14 protein-coding genes and 1 riboswitch are annotated in these 21,544 nt (G+C 55.3%); of the genes, 10 read left to right on the top strand and 4 right to left on the bottom strand.

All coding sequences use genetic code 11. The annotated features are described in order from the left end of the window. Positions 1 to 63: 63 nt before the first annotated feature. Positions 64 to 930 carry a polysaccharide lyase gene (locus tag D3A97_RS02090; RefSeq protein WP_119076187.1) on the bottom strand — a complete coding sequence of 289 codons (867 nt, stop codon included), beginning with the start codon at positions 928 to 930 and terminating at the stop codon, positions 64 to 66. A 119-nt stretch (positions 931 to 1,049) separates the two neighbouring features. Beyond that, positions 1,050 to 2,291, bottom strand: a complete 1,242-nt coding sequence (locus tag D3A97_RS02095) for a hypothetical protein (protein WP_198673825.1) — start codon at positions 2,289 to 2,291, stop codon at positions 1,050 to 1,052. 56 nt (positions 2,292 to 2,347) lie between these two features. Between D3A97_RS02095 and D3A97_RS02100 the strand changes: the two genes are divergently transcribed. From D3A97_RS02100 to D3A97_RS02110, 3 genes are all read left to right on the top strand, one after another. Continuing rightward, entirely contained in the window at positions 2,348 to 2,707 is a 360-nt protein-coding gene (locus D3A97_RS02100; RefSeq protein ID WP_119076189.1) for a winged helix-turn-helix domain-containing protein, read from the top strand. A 273-nt stretch (positions 2,708 to 2,980) separates the two neighbouring features. After that, positions 2,981 to 4,984 (top strand): TonB-dependent receptor plug domain-containing protein, encoded by a 2,004-nt coding sequence (locus tag D3A97_RS02105; RefSeq protein ID WP_198673826.1) that lies wholly within the window; start codon positions 2,981 to 2,983, stop codon positions 4,982 to 4,984. A 10-nt stretch (positions 4,985 to 4,994) separates the two neighbouring features. Next, the gene (locus D3A97_RS02110; RefSeq protein ID WP_157986306.1) at positions 4,995 to 5,498 is read left to right on the top strand and encodes a molybdopterin-dependent oxidoreductase; all 504 of its coding nucleotides are present in this window, start codon (positions 4,995 to 4,997) and stop codon (positions 5,496 to 5,498) included. 3 nt (positions 5,499 to 5,501) lie between these two features. Here the strand turns inward: D3A97_RS02110 and D3A97_RS02115 are convergent, their stop codons facing one another. Beyond that, on the bottom strand, positions 5,502 to 6,542 hold the full coding sequence (locus D3A97_RS02115; protein ID WP_198673827.1) for a LacI family DNA-binding transcriptional regulator: 1,041 nt from the start codon (positions 6,540 to 6,542) through the stop codon (positions 5,502 to 5,504). 184 nt (positions 6,543 to 6,726) lie between these two features. On the opposite strand from D3A97_RS02115, the gene D3A97_RS02120 reads away from it, so the two are divergent. The 6 genes from D3A97_RS02120 to D3A97_RS02145 all read left to right on the top strand — a co-directional run bounded on the left by D3A97_RS02120 (position 6,727) and on the right by D3A97_RS02145 (position 19,662). Then, entirely contained in the window at positions 6,727 to 9,678 is a 2,952-nt protein-coding gene (locus tag D3A97_RS02120) for a SusC/RagA family TonB-linked outer membrane protein (RefSeq protein ID WP_119076197.1), read from the top strand. Between the two features lie 27 nt (positions 9,679 to 9,705). Then, positions 9,706 to 11,388, top strand: coding sequence for a RagB/SusD family nutrient uptake outer membrane protein (locus tag D3A97_RS02125; protein ID WP_119076199.1), 1,683 nt, complete (start codon positions 9,706 to 9,708; stop codon positions 11,386 to 11,388). Continuing rightward, entirely contained in the window at positions 11,385 to 12,173 is a 789-nt protein-coding gene (locus D3A97_RS02130; RefSeq protein WP_119076200.1) for a sialate O-acetylesterase, read from the top strand. Before D3A97_RS02125 ends, D3A97_RS02130 begins: the two co-directional genes overlap by 4 nt. A gap of 13 nt (positions 12,174 to 12,186) precedes the next feature. Continuing rightward, a complete protein-coding gene (locus D3A97_RS02135; protein ID WP_119076202.1) occupies positions 12,187 to 15,039 on the top strand; it encodes a glycoside hydrolase family 2 TIM barrel-domain containing protein in 2,853 nt (950 codons plus the stop codon). A 105-nt stretch (positions 15,040 to 15,144) separates the two neighbouring features. Next, positions 15,145 to 18,129, top strand: a complete 2,985-nt coding sequence (locus tag D3A97_RS02140; protein ID WP_119078384.1) for a discoidin domain-containing protein — start codon at positions 15,145 to 15,147, stop codon at positions 18,127 to 18,129. 84 nt (positions 18,130 to 18,213) lie between these two features. Continuing rightward, a riboswitch (Fluoride riboswitch) is annotated at positions 18,214 to 18,289 on the top strand. Between the two features lie 38 nt (positions 18,290 to 18,327). Beyond that, the gene (locus D3A97_RS02145; RefSeq protein ID WP_119076203.1) at positions 18,328 to 19,662 is read left to right on the top strand and encodes a voltage-gated chloride channel family protein; all 1,335 of its coding nucleotides are present in this window, start codon (positions 18,328 to 18,330) and stop codon (positions 19,660 to 19,662) included. Between the two features lie 106 nt (positions 19,663 to 19,768). Here the strand turns inward: D3A97_RS02145 and D3A97_RS02150 are convergent, their stop codons facing one another. Further along, on the bottom strand, positions 19,769 to 20,977 hold the full coding sequence (locus tag D3A97_RS02150) for an exo-beta-N-acetylmuramidase NamZ family protein (RefSeq protein WP_119078385.1): 1,209 nt from the start codon (positions 20,975 to 20,977) through the stop codon (positions 19,769 to 19,771). Between the two features lie 117 nt (positions 20,978 to 21,094). On the opposite strand from D3A97_RS02150, the gene D3A97_RS02155 reads away from it, so the two are divergent. Next, positions 21,095 to 21,505, top strand: coding sequence for a nucleoside deaminase (locus D3A97_RS02155; RefSeq protein WP_119078386.1), 411 nt, complete (start codon positions 21,095 to 21,097; stop codon positions 21,503 to 21,505). The last annotated feature ends 39 nt before the right edge of the window (positions 21,506 to 21,544 follow it).

Consider the following 21,544-nt stretch of genomic DNA (forward strand, 5'->3'; position numbering starts at 1 on the left):
GTACCAAAAGGCCGGCCGCTTTATCCGCGGCCGGCCTCCTGCAGTTAAATATTGCGGGGTGGTTTACTGGATCTTGCTCACCACCAGGTTATCATAATAGATATACCCGTCTGTAGAAGACTGCCAGTAGGTCTGGCTGCCGCCACGGAAGGTATGGAAAGACAGGTTCCTGATCAGCCGCTTGCTGTCATTGGTGGTCCAGCGGATGGGGGTATCCAGTACGGTTACCCCGTCTATCACTATTTTGGCCCTGCCGTTGGTGCTGGTACCGGTGTTGCTTTTTACGTACATCTGTACGGTATATGTCTGGCCTTTATTGAGGCTGCCGGAAGAAGGATAGGACTTGCCGAAATTATCGCCGTACTGCCCGGGCTGGTCCCGGTAATAGATGTACGGGTGAAAATATACGCGGCTGCCGTTGTTGTACCACATCAGCCGCATGCTGCCGCCGTTGCCGTCCCAGCCGGGGTCTCCGCCGGTGTTGCCGTCTCCTATCAGGAAACCGAAGCCCAGCTTGCCGCCGCGGCTCCAGTCAAACGCGCTGTGGAAACGCACGGTGTAAGACAGCTCATATTCCGAGCCGTCAGAAATATCCGTTCTGGCAATTACGCCGCCTGCGCCGCTCAACGCGTTCTTCAGCAGGGTGATGCGCAGGTTGCCGTTGGAGATCATAGACCGGGAGCTGTTCCAGCCGTTGATGTTGCCGAAGTCCCCTTCCGCCTGCGCTTGCGTGTAAGCCGAGCCATGCGTGTAACTGTTCCAGTTTTCGGAAATGGAGCTGTTGATGGAGGCAATAGACACATCCGTGGCGGCCAGGGTGTTTTCATTGGCTAGAAGGGGCGTGTTGTCTGTGGTGGAGGGTTTGCTGCAGGCTGTTGCTATCAGGCATACCAATAGCGTACCAGCGCTCATGGATTTCAGATGATTCATGTTTACTTGGTTTTCATTAACGTGAAAAAATCGGGTTACATGCAAACAATACTTAACTGCGTTCCTTAATTTAAGCAAAAATCTCCATGTAAAAAGCTTTTTTTGCGGTTCACCGGGCGTTACTCCTTCCAGATCTCTTTGATCACCAATTCCATATTATTTCCCTGCGGGCAGGCCGCAGAGCGCATATTACCGCGGAACCGTTCTCCATGAAAACCCCTTCCGCGCGAAATAATGCGGCTTACCGGCATTTGCAGGAAAGCATTGGCATCATGCGCCGCCAGCCAGTTATAGGCATACTTCAACCATTGGTTGCGGTAGGCTTCCGGCTGCAGGTACAGCCAGGTGATCTCGTCATATCCCCATATAAAATGAGAAGAAGTATCCGCCACGCCGGGCGTTTTGCTGATACCGAAATTGTCGAACTCCACCAGGTATGGCAAGGCATCGCACCGCCAGCCGCTGGGCGTTATGCAGGCTTTGCTCCTGCCATACATGGCATCTACATGGCCCACCTGCAGCATGCCCTCCATGGGCTTGCCTGTTACCGGTTTGATACGGAGGGGAAATGAATTGAAATCCAGCAGGCTTTTACCGTCTGCCACCATGCCACCCGCGGGGGTATGCGCATCCAGCAGCACCCATTGGCGGCGGCTGTGTTTTCTGGCATAGGCGCGCACCCGCGCCATAAACTCCGTCCATTTCCTCAAGCCCTTATCTTCCATGCCCATCAGCGCTATCTGGCCCATGTGCAGCGCCTCGCACCCCAGGTTGATGTAAGTACCGCAGAGGTACATCAGCCAGCGCTGCGCCTCCTGCCGTGTAATGTCAGGCACGCTGCCCCAGCGGCCCCAATGGTTCACGAATTTGCCATTCCCGTTCAGCATATCCGCGTACCTGAAATGGCGATGCTCCACCGGCTGGTCCAATGCCTCAAACACCCAGGCGGGAACGGGTATTTCGTTTACCTTTTCAGATACCGCCTCAAATACGGCCGCCTGGAAGATCACTTCCGGGTCACGGGCATGCACCTGTTGCATCAACCGGCGCGCCTGTTCAAGAAAGGCAGGGTTTTGCAACGCCGGTTCGTTACCCCAGCGGTAAATGGCGCGGCCAATGAATTTGGCGCCAATGTTTTGTATGAGCCGCACATCGTCTTCCTTATACGGATAGGGGCCATCGTTACCAAAAGGATCTACCGCCAGAAACTCCGCCATCGTAACGGCGCGGCTGAGGTAGTACGCCAGCGTCTGACGGGAAAGGCCGTTGCTGTCAATAACGTGTTGCGCCTGCGCAGCAGTAGCATTGAATATCAAAAGCAGGAGGAGGAACGAACAGGTGCGTGGCATCAGTGTTTTCATAATTATAAAATAAGAACTGGTGTTTGTTTTACCTTTACGTTTGTTAAATGCTCCGTATGAAAAATGCATTCAAAGCTAATGGCAGGATCTGGATCGATCACAACAGCACGGCCTTTCTGGGCTACGGGCGGGTAGAACTGCTGGAACGCATCCATGAGCTGGGCTCTATCAGGCAGGCCGCGCTGGCCATGAAAATGTCTTACCGCCAGGCCTGGGAGTTTGTACAGCAAATGAATGACCAGCTGGATGCGCCCCTGATAGTGGCCAATACCGGCGGCAAGGGCGGCGGCCACGCTACTCTCACAGCGGAAGGGCTGCGCGCCGTTGAACAATTTAATGCATTTAATGCCGCTTTCCAGGAGTTCCTCACAGATTATTCCAGGAAACTGAACAAGCGGGGCAAATCAAAAAAATAAGCGCCGGCCATACATGAACATTTCAAAAATATGCCCATGCTTCTGATTATTCATAAAAAAACATAACGAACACCCCTCCGCCATTCATTTCATCATTTTTTATCCCTATTTTGTATCCGTTATATACAAAAAAGCATAATGAAAGCATAGGCTAACAGGAACTTGACGGCCCGCCACTTTCCCAAAACGGGAGGCATACAGTTGCTGTAGTTCCATATGAAGCGATCATTCAACCAAACATACGCACATCATCGTTATTCAAAAAAAAGCATAATGAAAAAACACTACCCTGTTTTATTCACCCTTACATTAGTAACATGCAGCCTGGGCAGCTACAGCCAGGCCCGGCCAGACAGCATGGTTTTCCAGTTGGGTGAAGTGACCGTTACCGGTGCCGTCCCCGGCCTGTTCTCTTCTGTTGACAGGCAGCAGCTTTCCGCCTATCACCGGCTGAATACCGCCCAGGCGTTGAACCTGCTGCCGGGCATTACCCTTGCCAGCGTGGGGCCGCGTAATGAGTCGGTAGTGTTTGTGCGGGGATTTAACCTGCGCCAGGTGCCCGTGCTGGTAGACGGCATACCCGTGTATGTACCGTATGACGGGTATGTAGACCTGGCCCGTTTCACCACGGCAGGCCTGGCCCGCATTAGCGTCAGCAAAGGCAATGCCTCCGTGTTGAACGGCCCCAATACCATGGGCGGCGCCATTAACCTGGTTACCGCGCAGCCCGTACACCGCCTGCAGGTGGGCGCCACGGCCGGCTGGCTGAACGGCGGCTACGAAGCCGCCCTGAACGCCGGCGGCAAATGGAAAAAATTCTACCTGCAAACCGGCGTATCTGTCTACCAGCAGGACTATTTCAACCTGCCCGCCGGTTACACGCCCACCAAAAATGAGGACGGCGGCAAGCGGGAAAACGCAGGTCATAAAGATGTGCAGTTCAACATCAAACTGGCCTATACACCCGGCGCCAACACAGAATATGCCGTTGGTTTCATAGAGCAGCAGGGCAGCAAGGGAACGCCTGTGTACGCCGGCGCTGACACCCTCAATTCGCTTTTCAGGAACCCACGGTACTGGACGTGGCCTTACTGGAACAAAAGAAGTGTCTACTTCCTGTCTAACATCCAGGCAGACAGCGTGAGCTACATCAAGGTGCGGGCGTATTACGACCAGTTCCGCAACAAGCTGAACAGCTATGATGATGCCACGTATTCCACGCAGACCAGGCCTTATGCGTTTACCAGCATTTATAACGACCACACCATAGGGGCCAATGCAGAATATGGCCATGCCCTCCGGCAGCATAATACATTGCGTACCGCCATTCATTTCAAACGGGATGTACATAAGGAAAACAATGTAGGCGAACCTGTACGGGAAATGACAGACCATACGTTTTCCTGGAGCGTATCGGACGAGCATCGTTTTGCTGAAAAATGGGCCTTGCAGGCAGGCGCAGCGTGGAATTTCAGGCGGAATGAAAAAGCGGAAGACTACAACAGCCAGTCAAAGACCATCAGCAATTTTGAGCCGGGCCAGAACCATGCCTGGAACGCACAGGCATCCCTCACGCACCTGTTTTCCCCGGCACGCTCCCTGGCCGCGTCTGTAGGCCGCATGACGCGGCTTGCCACCATCAAGGACCGTTATTCCTACCGCATGGGCACCGCCGTTCCCAACCCCGATCTTGCTGCGGAGAACGCCACGCACTACGAACTGTCATACAACGACGCTGCCTTTCACGGTCTGCAGCTGCAGGGTGCGCTTTTCTACAGCCGCATCGGTAATGTGATACAAAGCGTGAACAACGTCAGGTACGATACAACGGCAGACAGGTGGTTATCCCAAATGCAGAACACCGGCCGCGCAGCCTTCTGGGGCGGGGAAGCAGCGGCGGCATATGTTATTGCCCCCGGTTTCCATTCCACGCTCCAATACTCCTTCATCAAACGCCGCAACCTGGATAACCCTGAAATATATTTCACAGACGTGCCGGAACACAAGCTCACCGCGAGCGCGGCCTACCGGCAGCATGGGCACGGCGTTACACTGCAGGGAGAATACAACTCTTCCCGCTACAGCACCAGCTACGGTGCTGCCGTATCTCCTTTCTTCCTGCTGCATGCATCGGCACAGGTGCAATTGCGGCAGTGGCTGCAGCTGGGCGCCGGTGTTAATAATATCCTGGACAGGCAGTACGAGCTGGTGGAAGGTTACCCCGAGCAGGGCAGGAACTATTTTGTAAGACTGACTTTCAATGCTTTCATTCCATAATCTTTTCATCATGAAACTTGCCAGCACCACCGTCCTCCTCCTGCTTCACCTCATCTGTCACGGGCAGGCGGAAATTTCAGACCAGGTAGCCGTAAAAGGCCTTATTGAACGCCCTTTTACCATCAACCTGAAAACCATTGGCAGCCTGCAGCCGGAAGTACACAATAACCTGAACATTGTCTGCTCCTCCGGCGAAACAAAAAAAGAACTGCGCTCGTTCAGGGGCGTAGCGTTAAAAAGGATACTGGACAGCGCGGGCATCGTAATGCCCAGGCCCAAAGAAAGGGGGAAATATTACATTGCCGTAAGGGCTACGGACGGGTACACCACCTTGTATGCCTGGAACGAAATATATAACAACCCCACCGGCAACCACGTATTCCTGATCTATGAAGAGAACGGGCAACCCATCCGGGAAGACGGGCGTTTTGTAATGATCTGTGGCAACGATGTGGTAACCGGCCCGCGCCATGTAAAATGGGTCAGCAGCATCTCGGTTGAAAAGCTGCCGTAATGCCTATTTATGGGCCAGCAGCCTGCAGCTGATCTGGATATGCTGTACGGGGCGCCCTTCCTCCGGCGCCTCCTCGTGTATAGTGCGCAGCAGCAGCCGCGCTGCTTCCTCCCCCATTTCGTACGAGCTTTCTTCTATGGAAGCCACGGGCTTGTGATCAAGGTATTGCAGCAAGGGCAGGTTCCCGAACCCGGCGAAGTCAATTTTCCGCAGCATGGCGGGATGTTTTCTTTTGAGGTATTCTATGGCGTCAAGCGCAATGTAGTTCTTGAACGCAAAAAAAGCCGTGGGCGGCGTGACCATTTTCATAAAACGCCGCATGGCCGAAAACGTGGCCTCCTGCGTAAAATCCACAGACTTTACCAGCGCGCTGTTGTACGGCAGCTTGTATTTGTCCAGCGCGCGGCGGTAGCCTTCCATCCGCGTGTAGCTGACAGACATAGACTCCGGCCCCATAATGTGCCCGATCCGCTTATGACCCTTTTTGATCAGGAACTCGGTGGCTTTGAAGGCCCCGTGCTCATTGTCTGAAATAACGGCGTCAAAACCGTCTTCTTTCGGCGGGCGGGCAAAAAATATAACAGGGATGCCGGTATAAGTGGTTTTCTTGAAAACAGACATGTCTTCCCGGTTCTTCGAAATAGCCACCAGCAATCCATCTACACGGTTGCGCAGCATCAGGTCCACAATTTTGTCTTCCCGCTCGGGATCTTCGTGAGATTGTGAGATGATCACATTGTACTGGTGCTGGCCGGCCACCTTTTCCGCGCCGTTGATGGCCAGCGCATAGTACTGGTCCATCAGGTTGGGAATGATGAGGCCGATGGTATAGGTCCTGTTGAGCTTGAAGTGCCGCGCCGCCTCATTGGGAATATAATTCCATTCATCCGCCAGCTTCTTCACCCGCGCCTTGGTGGGCGGGCTGATGGAAGGATCGTTGCTCAGTGATTTGGATACCGTGGAAACAGACATATTCAATTTCTGGGCAATGTCTTTCAGTGTTACGCCTCTTTTCATCTGGAATTTATTTTGCCGGTTATTCATACAAAAATATCTTAATTGAAACAGGAATGTACCGCCCTGCATTCTATTTCAATCGTTGTAGTAGCCGTTTAGCCCTTTCCTGCTGGTTTTACATGGAGATTGTGCCTAAATTAGGCTATCGGAATGCAACCAAAAAATTACGGACCGGACCAATCTTACCATTATTCATTTTAAACGATTGCCTATGTCGATCTCCGCCACGTTACGACTTACCATTATGGTATTGCTGATTATTCCACGGCTGGCTTTTGCACAGACCACGCTCATCAAAGGGCGGGTAGCAGATACAGATGGGAATCCCATCCCCGGCGCCGCTGTGGCTATTAAAGGCACTTCGTCCGGCACCAGTACACAGCCAGACGGCACATTTTCACTCCCGGTCACTAAAACGACCGGCCTTGTACTCGTCATTTCCTCTCTCGGTTTTTCGGAAAAGGAAATAACGGTTGGCAGCAGCACATTTTATGACGTGCAGCTCGAAAAATCTGAACAGTCCCTCAACGCTGTAGTGGTAGTAGGTTACGGCACGCAGCGCAAAAGGGATGTAACCGGGGCGGTAGCCTCCATCCCTAAAGACAGGTTGCAGCAACTGCCCAACACCAACGTGGCAGAGGCTTTGCAAGGGTCCGTTCCCGGCCTGCAGATCAATACCAACGGCGGCGGGGCTGAAGGTAATGACCTTTCCATACTGGTAAGGGGCCGCAATTCCATCAGCGCCAGCAACAGCCCGCTCATTATTTGGGACGGTATTCCCTACACCGGCGGCATTTCAGAGATCAACCCCAACGACGTGGAATCTATTGAAGTGCTGAAAGATGCGTCCGCAGCCGCTATTTACGGCTCAAGAGGCTCTAACGGCGTTATTCTCATCACCAGCAAACAAGGCAAAAAGGGCAAGGCGGACATTACCTATGACGGGTACTACTCCACCCAAACCCTCATTAACAAACCGCGGCTGCTCACCGGCCCTGAATTTTACGAGTTCAAGACCACCCGGCTCAACGCCAATACCAACATACTGAGCCCGCAGGAGCAGGAAGTGTACGACGCCGGCAAATGGGTAGACTGGTATGACCTGGCCACCCAGCAGGGCGCCAAAATGCAGCATTCCCTCTCGGTACGCGGCGGCACAGACAAAGTAACTTACTACGTAGGCGGAACTTATCTTGATGTAAAAGGCGTGGCCCGTAACGACCGTTTTAAGCGTTACTCCATCCGCCCATCATTAGACATTAAAATAACTCCGTGGCTCACCATGGCCACCAGCACACAGATCTCCTTCCAGGACCGTTCCGGCCTGCCCGTAGAATTTGAAGACAGCCGCAACGCCGGCGGCGGGGCCAACTTCTTCAACCCGCTCACCGCGCCATTCAACGAAGATGGTTCTATTGCCGTATACGCCTACCTGGACAACAAGCAGGCCCGCAACCCGCTGGGCAACATACTGGTCAAGAACCAGGACAATTCGTACCGCATCTTCAGCACCAACAGCCTGAGAGTAGACGTACCTTTTGTAAAAGGCCTGAGCTACAAGCTGAACACCGGTGTGGAGTACGAGAACCTATCTCGCAAAACCTACTATGGCCGCAACGTGGCCGTTGGGCTGGAAAAGAACGGCAATGCCATCAATTACAACTCCCTCGGCCGCAACTTCACCATAGAGAACATACTGAACTACTCCCGCGAGTTTGGCGTGCACAGCCTCAATGTGACCGCGTTGTACAGCAGCCAGAGCGAAGATTTTGACCGTGACCAGCTGGAAGGCGTAGACTTTCCGAACGATGTGCTCACCAATTACCAGATGAACCAGGCCTCCCTGCTCACGCCATCGTCTACCAACTTCAAACAGAACCTGCTCTCGCAAATGGCCCGTATCAACTACGGTTATGACGGCCGGTACCTGTTAACGCTCACGGCCCGCCGTGACGGCTATTCCGCCTTCGGTAAAGGTAAGAAGTACGGTATCTTCCCCTCCGCCGCGGTGGCCTGGAATATTTCGGAAGAAAGTTTCATGAAACCGGTAGACGCCATCAGCAACCTCAAGCTGCGCGCTTCTTACGGCCTCAACGGCAACCAGGCGGTATCCAGCTACAGCTCGCTGGCCACCATGACCAGCGCGCCGTACATCAGCGGCACCACGCTGTACCCGGGTTATATTCCCAACAAACTGTCTAACGAGAACCTGGGTTGGGAATCTACCCGCTCCTTCTCCCTCGGCCTGGATTTCGGCTTGCTCAACAACCGCATCCAGGGTACGGTAGACCTGTATTCAGCCCGTACGGAAGACCTGCTGCTGCTGCGCAGCATTTCATCCGTGCAGGGCATCACCGAGGTGCTGCAGAATATCGGCAAAACATCTAACAAAGGCATAGAGGTGGGCATTACCTCCACCAACATCAAAGCCCGGAACTTTACCTGGAGCACCAATGCCAACTTCTCCAGCAACCGCAACAGGATACTTGACCTGTACGGCGACGGGCGGGATGATGTGCTAAACGGCTGGTTCATTAACAGGCCCATCCGCATGATCTACGCCCTGCAATACGACGGTATTTTCAAGTCTGAAGAAGAAGTGGCCGCTTCCGCGCAGAAAGACGCCCAGCCGGGCTGGGTAAGGGTGAAAGACGTAGACGGCAGCGGCAGCATCAACACCGCGTCTGACCGTACCTTTATCGGCCAGCAAGATCCCAAGTTCACCTGGGGCCTCACCAACACCTTCCGCTACAAGGAATTTAGCCTGATGGTATTCCTCTTCGGCGTACAGGGCGTTACAAAAAACAATACGCTGCAAAGCGACAACGTATTTGCGGATACCCGCCGCAACACGGTGAAAAAAGACTGGTGGTCTCCCAAGAACCCCAACGGCACCCATTTTTCTAATGACGCTAATGCCAACAAGCTGAGCGTACAGCAGTATGAGAACGGCAGCTTCATGCGCCTGAAAGACGTATCGCTGGCCTATGAGCTGCCTTCGTCTCTCAAAAAGAGGCTGCAGCTGACCGCGGCCAAATGTTACGTGACCGCGCGCAACCTGGCCACCGTTACCAAATACAAGGGGCTTGACCCGGAACTGACAAACCAGTTCGGCATTCCGCTGCAACGGGAAATTGTTGTGGGCCTTACCATTGGGTTATAATCGGTTTTTTATCAGAAAACAATTGTTATGAACAAATTCACCAAGCTATCGCTTTCCACCATATTAGTCCTCAGCGGCCTGCAGTGCCACAAGGGTTTTCTCGATGAAGAGCCCAAGGCCATCATTGCACCGGATAACCTGTACGTGAACAAGGCCGGTTTTGACGCAGGCCTGTTCGGGCTGTACAGCCAGGTGCGGTCTGAGCGCAAAGGCATCAACGGCGCCAGCAACGACCTTACCAGCACCGCCGCCATCATTGGCGTAGACAATGCTTACAGCCTCTACCCCGCCGGCGGCGCGGCGGAATCCGTGTTCAACGATTTTGGCGTACGGATGAACCCTACCGCCAACTACATCCGCAACCTGTGGGAATATCTCTACCAGACCATCAACGCCGCCAACACCATCGTAGACCGGGCGGAAAACCCTGACGTGGAATGGACGGAAGATGAAAAGAACCAGGTGCTGGCGGAAGCCCGCCTCATCAGGGCATGGGCCTACCGTCACCTTACCTACCTCTGGGGCAAGGTACCGCTGAACCTGCATGAATCTGACGGCAACAGCATCCGCACAGACTGGGAAAGAACATCGGTAGCGGAAATACGCGCGGCCATGGAGCAGGACTGGCTGTTTGCGGAAGCGCACCTGCCGGATGTGCCGGTGATGGACGGCCGGGCCAGCAAAGTGGTGGCCCAGCACTACCTCGCGGAACTGTACCTCACCATGGGCGCTAATGAAAAGGCCCGGGACAAGGCGCAGGCCGTAGTGTCTAACCCCAACTACAACCTGATGACAGAGCGGTACGGCGTAAACGCCAGCCAGCCCGGCACCCCCTTTACGGATATGTTCCTGGACAAAAACTCCAACCGCAGCGAAGGCAACCGGGAAGTACTCTGGACCTTCCAGAACGAGTACCTGACGGTGGGCGGCGATGTGAACATCATGAGAAGGTGGTGGGTGAACCGTTACAACACCATCAAGGTGAACAATAAAACACCTATTACTTTTTCTGTGGAGAACGGAGGCCGTGGCATTGGCCGGTTTGCCGCCACCAAATACGCGTTTTCCGTTTACGGGGCTAATGACGACCGTGGTTCCTACCATGCATGGCGTTATTTTTACCTCATCAACAACCCGTCTTCCCTGCCTTCCGGCTCAAAACCAGAAGCCACCTGCGCTTCTCCCGGCTGGACCGGCCCTGGCCTGGGAGACACCATAAAGCTCAGTGTTGACTGCAACGAGCCCAACCCGAGCGCCACCACGGCACAAAACTGGCCCAGCACCCGCAAATGGGATTGGGCGCCACCGCCGCCAGACGTGGAGAACTCTTCCAACTATAACGACCAGGTGTACCTGCGCCTGGCAGAAACCTACCTGTTGCTGGCGGAAGCCCAGCTCAAAGTGGGCGATGCGCCCAACGCGGCCATCACCATCAACGCCCTGCGCAACCGCGCGCACGCCACGCCTATTACGGCCGGGGATGTGACGCTGGCGTTCATCCTGGACGAACGCTCCCGCGAGCTGTTTTCAGAAGAGCACCGCCGTTACACGCTGCTGCGCACCGGCACCTGGTTTGACCGCACAAAACAATACAACCGGTTCACCGGCGCTAAAATAGCACTGAGAGACACGCTGCTGCCTATTCCGCAGAGCGTGATAGACGCAAACCTTACTAAGCCCATGGAACAAAACCCGGGGTACGATCAATGATGATACAATATCTGCTCAAACTGGCGGCCGCCTGCTGTGTGGCGCTGCTGGTGGTAAAAGGCGTTAAGGCACAACAGACAACGGATTATGACCTCTACCTGGTGATCGGCCAGTCTAACATGGCCGGTCGCGGCGTGATCAGCGGCGCTTACGTTACGGAAGCGCCGCGCCACGTGGTCATGCTGACCAAAGACCTCCAATGGGTGCAGGCCAGGCACCCCCTGCATTTCGACAAACCGAAGGTAGCAGGCGTAGGGCCGGGCATTTCCTTTGCGGAGGTGATGGCCAAAAAACGGAAACGGAAAACCATTGCGTTGATACCCTGTTCCGTAGGCGGCAGCTCCATTGAATCATGGGCGCCCGGCGGCTTTGACAAACCTACCCGTACCCACCCGTACGATGACATGCTGGTACGGCTGCGGGAAGCCATGAAAAGCGGCACCCTGCGCGGCGTGATCTGGCTGCAGGGAGAGTCTGATTCCAGCCCTGAAAAGGCCAAAGCCTACCTCGGCAAACTGCAGGCGCTGATAGAGCGCCTGCGCACGGTAGCAGGCAACCCGGAACTGCCGTTCGTAGCGGGGGAACTGGGCCCTTTCAGGGAAAACTTCCGCCACTTCAACATTGAACTGGATAAATTACCGCAACTGGTGCCCTTCACGGCGGTAGCCACTTCCGAAGGGCTGACCCATAAAGGAGACAACACACATTTTGATGCCGCGTCTGCCACCGAATACGGCAAACGTTTCGCGGCAAAAATGAAAGCCTTGCAAAAGCGCAAGTCGTAAAATGTAAAAATTGATGAACGTATTCAGGAAACTGGCCTTGTTACCCATGGCCCTGCTATTCTCATGCCACCTGTACGCCAATGGCGTGCCGCAGCGCATCACGGCCTTTACCACGCTCAGTACTGTAAAGCTGGAAGCTGTTTTTGACGGAATGCCCGCTGCAGGCGCGCAATACAGGATCACGATAACGGACAGCCTCACGGGCAAAACCATTTTTGACAAAACGCTGGCGCCCACGGCCGTACTGGCGGAAGAAAAAAAGCTGGTCTTCCACACCGGCCCTGTCAACGCCCAGGCCTGGGCGCCCTCCGCGCCGTACCTGTACCACCTCAGTTTTACTGTTAGCGGGCAGGGCAGGCAGGCGCAAACGTTGCACCGGCGCATTGGTTTCCGGTTCTTTGAGTCCCGGAACGGGCAGTTGTGGCTCAACGGCAAACCCGTGTTCCTCCGCGGCATTGCCATCAATCCCCCCGCCCGCGGCATCCCTGACACTATTGAGAAAAGCCGCCGGTTTGCGGAAGAATACGTGCGGTACATGAAGAGCCTGCACGTCAACATTATCCGCATTCCTAACAATGAGACCTGGTACGATGTGTGTGACGAGCTGGGCATGATGGTATTTGGCGGCAACTACAGCAGCTCCGTGATGGGAGAAAAGCCGCCCACGGCCTATGACGAAGCGGTGAGCTGGTATAAGAACGAAGCCTATGCCAACATTGCCGGCCACCCCAGCCTCATGATATACGCCATGACCAATGAAGTGCCGTACGACGGTGAAATTGGCGAACGCTGGGAAAAATTCCTGACCTACGCGCACACCGCGCTCCGCCGCTGGGACAGTACCCGCCTCTACATTGGCAACCCCGGTTACGGCTACGGCAAATCAGGAGATATCTGTGACCTGCACCGCTACTGGGGCTGGTACTACTGTTCGCCCTTCAACTTCATCAACATCCGGAACAACGCGGCCATTGTACCTTTTCCAAAAAAAGCGCAGCCCGTTACGTTTACCGAATGCGTGGGCAACTACACCGGCCCTGACGGCAAATACAACCTCACGCCAGATCATAAAAATCCCGGCTCGCAGTTGAACTGGACAGGCCATGCGCCCTGGAGCGAGCAGGCCAGGCTGGCGGACGAGCACCAGTCCTTCACGTTCAAAAAAGCAACGGAACTGTTCAGGCGCCTGCGTGTGATCAATCCCGAACTGAGCGGCGTGTTCCCGTTCACCATTCTCTTCTATAACTGGAACAACGTGCAGCAATTTGTAGACATGGGCCCCAAACCCGTTACCCGGCAGGCCCGCCTCTCTTACCAGCCGCTGCTGGTAAGCTGGGAGAACTGGGCCACGCAGGTATACGCCGGTGCCACCATTCACCCTGTGGTGCATGTGGTGAATGACGATGACAGGTTTGAAGACCTGCGCAACGCCCGGCTGGTATACCAGTTACGCAGCAATGGCCACATCACCCAGCTGGGCGATACGCTGCAGCTGCCTTCCATTGCCTATTACAGCACATGGCAAAAAAAATTGTCCATTACCCTGCCCGCCACACTGCCAAGCGGCCAGTACGAACTGGTGGGAAAAATATTGAAAGGAGACAAAGTAGTATCCGAAAATTACGATGCGTTGTACATCGGCATCAGGAGCGCCGCGCCGGCAGCGCCATCCGTTTACCTGTATGACCCTTCCGGCAATACGGCCGCTGCCTTCAACCGCAACGGTATTCCGTACAAGTTGCTCGCCACCCTCCAGCAGCTGCCCGCCGGCGCCACGCTGGTATTGGGCGAGAACAGCGCGCGTACGCAAATGGGCAACCTGCGGTCATTTGTGCAGGCAGGCGGCCGGGTGCTGTGCCTCCGTCAAGACAGTGCGCATATGCCCGTCCTGAACAGCCTGTTGCCCGTGCCCATTAAAAATATTACCACCGCGCTTGACGTGCCGGCCTACCCGCCGCCGCCCCGGCCTTCCCGCAACGGTTTATACCTGAACCCCGAAAGGCCGGAGCACCCGGTGTTTGACGGCATCACGCGGGAGCGCCTGCGTGTTTGGTCTGACTATACCGGCTGGAACGAATCGCAACCCGGCTTCCCCGCTGTATACCCTGTTACCGATGGTTTTGTGCCCGTTCACAAAAAAGACCTGGAACATATAGCCGTGCTGGGCAATTACGGTATGGCGCTGGAAGGCATGGCCCTGGCGGAGTTTTTTGACGGCAAGGGCAGCGTGCTGCTCTGCGGCCTTGACCTGGCGGCCCGCGCGGGCATAGACCCCGTGGCAGACCGCATGCTGTGCAACCTGGCCGGTTACATGGCCGGCACACAGGGCCACCACCGCTACCCGCTCATTACCGCACCCATTGTATGGGGAGACTATGCCACTGAAAAAGGCGTGCTCACCGGCGTTAACAGCGGGCTGATGGTACACGCCGTACCACGCGCGCCGGCCAACATCAAAAGCACGGTGCGCCTCACCCGTGAGGGCAACCGCTTCCAGGGTGCGGCAGGCGGCTTCAACACCAGGCCGGGCGTACAGTATGTGGCCAACGGCCGCCGCATGTACGGCCCCTACTACCTCCGTGGTTTTGGCAATGTGCCGGAACCGGTTGATACCACCGGCAACATTGGCGAAGGGGTTTTCTGGTGCCGCGTGCCCGCAGACCGCAAAACCGTTGCCACGCTGGTCTGGAACCAGGCGGATGAACCGTTGCCGGTAACCGTACAGGTAAACGGCCAGGCGCCCGTACGCAAGGAAATTGCCGCAGGCGCCAGTATTTGGGTAGATTGCCCGCTGAATGCCACTACGGTGAAGATGCGGTATAGCGGAGACAGGAGACTGGTATTATTGGAAACAACTTTCAGATAGCCGGATATATAGGAACAGTTTTTGAGGCCGGCCGTAATGCCGCCTGGTATGCAGCCGGCAGTTTTCAGGCCGGCTGCTGCCATCACCGAAAATTCAGACAGCCACATGAACGCAAAACTTCTTTTTTTCTCATACAGCCTGCTGGCCGGCCTGCAAGCCACCGCGCAGCAACAGAACGTTGCCCTGCACAAGCCGGTAGCCGTTACCTCCCAAACCGCCGCAGGCCCCGCCGCCAACATTGTTGACGGGAAAATATCCCGCCATGCGCGCTGGGAAGCGGCCAACGGCAAGGCGCCGCACATGATTGAGATAGACCTGCAAAAATATTACAACATCAACGAGCTGCGCGTCCATACCGGCATTGCCGATGCGGAAAAGCAGCCGGACGAGACCACGCAGGCTGCCGGCTTCTGGTCTATGAAGAACTTTAAAATGCAGTATTGGGACGATGCCAACTGGAGTGATTTCCCTAAAAGCGAGGTGCATGAGAACCGGTTGACCACCGTGGTGTTCCGGTACAACCCCACCGTTACCACCTACAAAATACGGCTGGTATGTGACGATGGGGAGCCGGTGAACATCATGGAAATTGAGGCCTTTGGCGCGGCCGCTCCCAACATGCCGGAGCCGCCCGCCGCCACTTCTTCCCTACAGGTGCAGGAAGTATCTACCGCGCCCCGGCAGGCTAACATCACCGTGGGCAACAAGGTAAGCGGCGCTACCATGCAGTATGTGGGCTACAACCAGGGATACTACATGCCGGGCAGCAACGTGTCTGCCTGGGTAGAATACTCGCAGGTGAACAGCTTCAGGGTATGGGCCTCGCTGAATGCCTTTGTACCGGAAGCCAGCGTACAGGTAGATAAAACGCTCAGTTCCGTAGCGGAATTTGATAAAAGAAGAGCGGAGCTGCGCGCCAACCCCGAACATAACCGCTTCATCCAATGGAAGCAGTTGCTGCCGTTGTATGACCTGCCGGACTCTTCTTCCACCAATGCCATGGTATTCAACTATGCCCTCACAGAGTTGAAGCGGCTGAACATTGATGTAATACTGCAAATGGGCAGTACAGACTTTCAGGACAACTGGGAAAATAAATGGAAACAATGGCAGCGTTATTATGCGCTGGCCTACCATGCCGCCCGCAAGGGCAACGTGGCCATGTTTGCCATGCAGAACGAGCCCAATCACCGCAACTCCGGCCCAATGCAGCTGGACCAGTGGATCATGGGCATGCAGGTAGTGTCTGACGCTATTCATGCGGCGGTAGAAGACGTGAACAAAAAATATGGCACCCGCCTGGTGCCTAAATTCGTAGGCCCGGTAACCGCCGGCCAGAATACGGACTGGTGGGCAGGCGTAGCGCGCGCCATCCGTACAGACTATCACGGCAGGCAAATAAATAAAGACCTGCTGGAAGTTTTTTCCACCCATTCCTACAACTCCCCCGCGGTAGGTTATGCATCGCGCATCAACAACATCCGCAGCATCATACAGGAAAACCACCCTGCCGGTAACCCGCTGCCCATTGCCTACACGGAAATAGGCCGCTGGATGAACGCTTACCTCATAGACAAGGAAGAGACCATGGACTCCCCTTCTCTCTTTACCGAATGGGCGGGTATTTATACCAACAACATGAAAAACGGCGGCTACGGCATGTGGGCCTTCAAATTTGCCAATACCGCCAGCGGCCCTTACCCGAGGGGCATCAAGTCAGGCCATCACTTTATCTGGCAGGGCCGGCGTATTGTAGAAGACGCCTACCGCAACCTGGCGCTCAACAAACCGGTGCGCAGCTCCGGCGGCAATGCGGCCGCCGTAACGGACGGCAACAAGTCCAACCGGTCTGCCTGGGTATCAGACTCCGCCACGGCGGAGAAATGGCTGGAAATAGACCTGGGCGCCCCGCAAACCCTTGGCAGCGCCGTGATCTACACCGGCAGTGACGGCGGCGTGTACACCGCGCCAGACCGTATCCGCAATTTCAAATTGCAATACGCCGCGGCAGACGGCTGGAAAGACATTGCCGGCGCCGTGGAACAGAACAATAAATACGCACAGGTATACAGCACCTTCAAACAGCCGGTAACCAGCAGTAAAGTGCGTTTCATCAGTGCAGACAAAGGCAGCCTTACGGTACGTGAAATAAAGCTCTTTGCCGCGGGAGACGGCCCTTCCGCGCAGCCCAACTACAGCGTATCCGGCATTCAGCGTACGGGCGAAGTAGTGCGCCTGTTCGCAAAAGGTTTCCGCGGCAGCAGACCGCTGTATGAAACCACGGCATCTGTGGATGACAGCGGGCTGGACGCCTGCACCGCCTATGATGAAAAAACCGGTAACTACTACATCTGGCTGGTGCAGCGCGGGCCGTTTGAGTACCGCCTCCGGCTGGATGTTTCAGCGTTGGGCATAGCCGCCGCCGTACCCGTGATAGCGGAAACCGTCAACGCGGAAAAGTACGGCGAGGCCAGCCTGCTGGGCCCGCTGGCCGCCAATAAAAAAATAGACGTGGTATTGCCGCCGCAAACGGTGATGCTGCTCACCATTCCAAAACAGGCACGCGCCGCCCGCCCGCTGAAAGCCACAGCAGCAGGTATTGGCATGGGCGCCGGCCCGTCGCAACAATTGCAGGTACAACTGGATGCCGCCACGCCCGCCAACAACCGGGTAACATACCTCCGTTTCAACCTGGCGGGGCAGAACATACCGCAGGCAAGCCGCATACTGCTGCGCGTGAACGGCCGCAACAGCGACGGTGGCCGCCCCTTCCGCCTGCACGTATATGGCATCCCCAACGCCCGCTGGAGCGCCGCTTCACTCAACTGGCAAAACGCGCCGCTGCTGGACGGGAAGGAAGCGCTGATAAAAGAAGTAGGCCGCAAAGCCTTTGTGGCGGGAGAACTGGCGTTTAGCGGCACAGACGCCAGCCATTGGCTGGATGTAACGGAGCTGGTGAAAAAACACGCCGCATCAGACCTCACGTTTGTGCTGGTGCGGGAAACAAGACAACTGGGAGATGATGAAGATAAAGGCCGCCGGGCCATTATAACACCTGGCAGCGCGGAACTTTTGATCTGGGGCCGGTAATGCAGGCACTGCCCGTAATATTGACAATAGGGGAGCCTCACGGTTCCCCTATTGCATTCCTGCCATTTCTCCCTATATTTACAGGGTAAAAAAGGAAATGGTGTCTTCCTTCCCACAACCGTCCTTCCCGCTGGAAACGACTGATGGCGCCTACAAACCGGGGCTTTGCGCGCAAGGCCTTCATTTTAATTTGTAGGTATGAAAAAAATAAGATCATCGTTTGAACAGGTGCTGATCGCTTCGCACCTCCTGAAATGGACGGCATTGACCATCCCCGTTGCCCTCACCGCAGGTTCCCTCGTTGCTTTCTTTTTATGGTCGCTGGATGAAGTGACCAACCTCCGCCACCGCCATGGCTGGCTGCTGTACCTGTTGCCGCTGGCGGGCGTGCTCATCTGGGCGCTGTACAAATACCTGGGCAAGAACGCGGAGGCTGGCAATAACCTGATCATGGACGAAATTCATGAACCGGGTGGCGGCGTTCCGCTCCGCATGGCGCCGCTGGTGCTGGTCACCACCATCATCACCCACCTGTTTGGCGGCTCCGCCGGGCGGGAAGGCACGGCCGTACAGATAGGCGGCAGCCTGGCCGGGCAACTGGGCAAGTGGTTCCGCCTGAACAATGAAGATGTGAAGATCATACTGACCACCGGTATTGCCGCCGGTTTTGGCGCGGTGTTCGGCACGCCGCTTACCGGCGCCATCTTTGCGCTGGAAGTGCTCACCATTGGCCGCATCAGCCATAAAGCGCTCCTCCCCTGCCTGATGGCCAGCGTACTGGCGGATATTACCTGCTCGGCCTGGCAGGTGCACCATACGCATTACCATATTGCCATCAACGAGGCTATCAACAGCACGGTGAGCTTTATCCATTTCGATTTTGCGCTGCTGCTCAAGGTGATACTGGCCGGCATCTGCTTTGGCCTGGCGGGATATGGTTTTTCCACCCTTTCGCACAACATCAAAAAATACAGCGCGCGGTACATTACACGGCCATGGCTGGTGCCCCTCACCGGCGGACTCCTTGTTATAGCGCTCACCCTGCTGCTGGGCACCACAGATTACCTGGGCCTGGGCGTTACCAACCCTGACCCCAACGGCGTGTCTATTGTATCTTCTTTCCAGGAAGGTGGCGCGGGTTACCTGAGCTGGTTCTGGAAGCTGCTGTTCACCGCCGTTACATTGGGCATGGGCTTCAAGGGCGGGGAAGTAACGCCGCTGTTTTTTATTGGCGCGGCCCTTGGCAATACCTTTGCCAGCCTCACCGGCGCGCCGGTAGACCTGCTGGCGGGCCTGGGCTTTATTGCCGTGTTCGCGGGCGCCACCAATACGCCTATAGCCTGCACTATTATGGGGATTGAACTGTTCGGGGGAGAGTATACGCTCTACTACGCCGTAGCCTGCTTTACGGCCTATTACTTCAGCGGCCATTCCGGCATTTACCAGAGCCAGCGGCTGTCAGGCGCCAAAACGGATAACCTGGAATACCATAACGAGCAAACCCTGAAAGATATCAGGCGCGGCAGGCGCTAAATGCAAGTGCCGGCAGGCAAATAGTATTCAGACTACTTCCTGCCGGCACAGCACAGAACAACTCGTTATGGCCTGAAAAAAGCAGGCGGCCCAATGTATAGATCAATTACTGGTACAGCAAATATTTCTTTCTCATTTTCTTGTACGCGCTCAAACCCGGCTCCCAGCTTTTCCGGATCTCCTCCTCGCTTTTGCCCGCAATGATCTGCTGTTTGAACAACGCCGTACCGGCCAGTCCGTCAATATTTCCTATCTGGCGGCTGTAAGACCTGTCAAAGAATTTTGATTTATCCGGATAGGCCTTGTACATGTCCATGATCCATTTGATATTGACCTTGCCTGCTTTGCGGTGGGGCGTTACGTCGTAATTCCGCAGGTCAAGGCCGTAGCAGGTCTCATTCTGATGCAGCGGCGTTTCAGACATGCCGGGTATGCTTACCGGCATGAACGTAAAATCAAAAATGCCTTTCAGCGCCGGGGCGCCCAGTACGGTAAACGGCATGCGGGTACCGCGGCCCTGGCTTACAATGGTGCCTTCAAACAAACAAAGGGAAGGGTACAGCAATATGGACTGCTGGGTGTTGAGGTTGGGAGACGGCGCTACCGGCAGGGTATAATCCATATCGTGCCGGTAATTGGCCACCGGTATCACTTTTATCTTGCACTTCATTTTATCCTTCAGCCATCCTTCGCCGTTCAGCATTTGTGCAAACTCGCCAATGGTCATGCCATGGGTGATGGGAATGGGAAACTGGCCGATGCCGGACCTGTATTTCATATCAAGAATAGGCCCGTCTACATACCCGTTGGGATTGGGCCTGTCAAGGATCACCAGTTCTTTCCCGGCTTCCGCGCAAGATTCCATGATGTCCCGCAGTGTATTGATATTGGTGTAGAAGCGGCAGCCCACGTCTGCAATATCAAACACCATGATGTCTATTTTCTGCAGGTCTTCCCGGGACGGTTTCCTTTTCTGGCCATACAGGGAAATGATGGGGATGCCGGTTGCCGCATCTACCTCGTCACCCACTTCGGCGCCATTGCTGGCGTTACCGCGGAACCCGTGCTCCGGGCCAAAAATGGCCTTGATATTAATGCCCAGCGTGCGCAGGCTGTCTACACTCAGTTTATTACCGATAATGGAGGTCTGGTTCACGACCATGCCTACACGTTTTCCTTTGAGGTACGGCAGGTACAGGTTTACCTGGTCTGCCCCGGTGAGAATGCCCTCTCTTGCGGGCGCTTCCGCAGGCATGGTACAAAAAACCGGTGTTGCGGCCAGCAGCAGGCCTATCATAAAAAGTCGTAGTTGCATGATCATAAACAATTTGTATCCAACAGTTAGACAAACTCGGCAACGCCAACCGTTAACTGTTTTAAAGGTACATCAATTTCTTTTTCCCGAATGGCGGCGGGCGTATACCTTTGGAACATGAAGGAACATGCCGTTTATATGCAACGCTGCCTGGAGCTGGCCGCCATGGCCGCTGCCGAAGGTGAAAGCCCCGTGGGCAGCGTGATCGTAAAAGAAGGCCGCGTGCTGGGTGAAGCATTTGAAAAAAGCAGGCAGCTGAAAGACATTACGCGCCATGCGGAGGTGCTGGCCATCATGAACGCCGTGGAGGAACATGGCAGCTGTGAAGGCGCTGTATTATACACCAATGCAGAGCCTTGCATACTTTGTTCTTACGTGATCCGGCATCACAAAATAGCCGCGGTGGTTTTCAGCCAGTATTCCGGTGAGCTGGGCGGCGCGGGCTCCCGCTACCCCATTTTGACGGCTGAAGATATCAATGCCTGGAGCAAACCGCCGCAGGTGATCGTTTACAACGAAAACAGCTGAGGCCTGTTCCGGAAGCGGGCCTGGCATACCGGCCACCGG

Source organism: Chitinophaga alhagiae, from assembly GCF_003568665.1.
GTDB classification, from domain to species: domain Bacteria; phylum Bacteroidota; class Bacteroidia; order Chitinophagales; family Chitinophagaceae; genus Chitinophaga; species Chitinophaga alhagiae.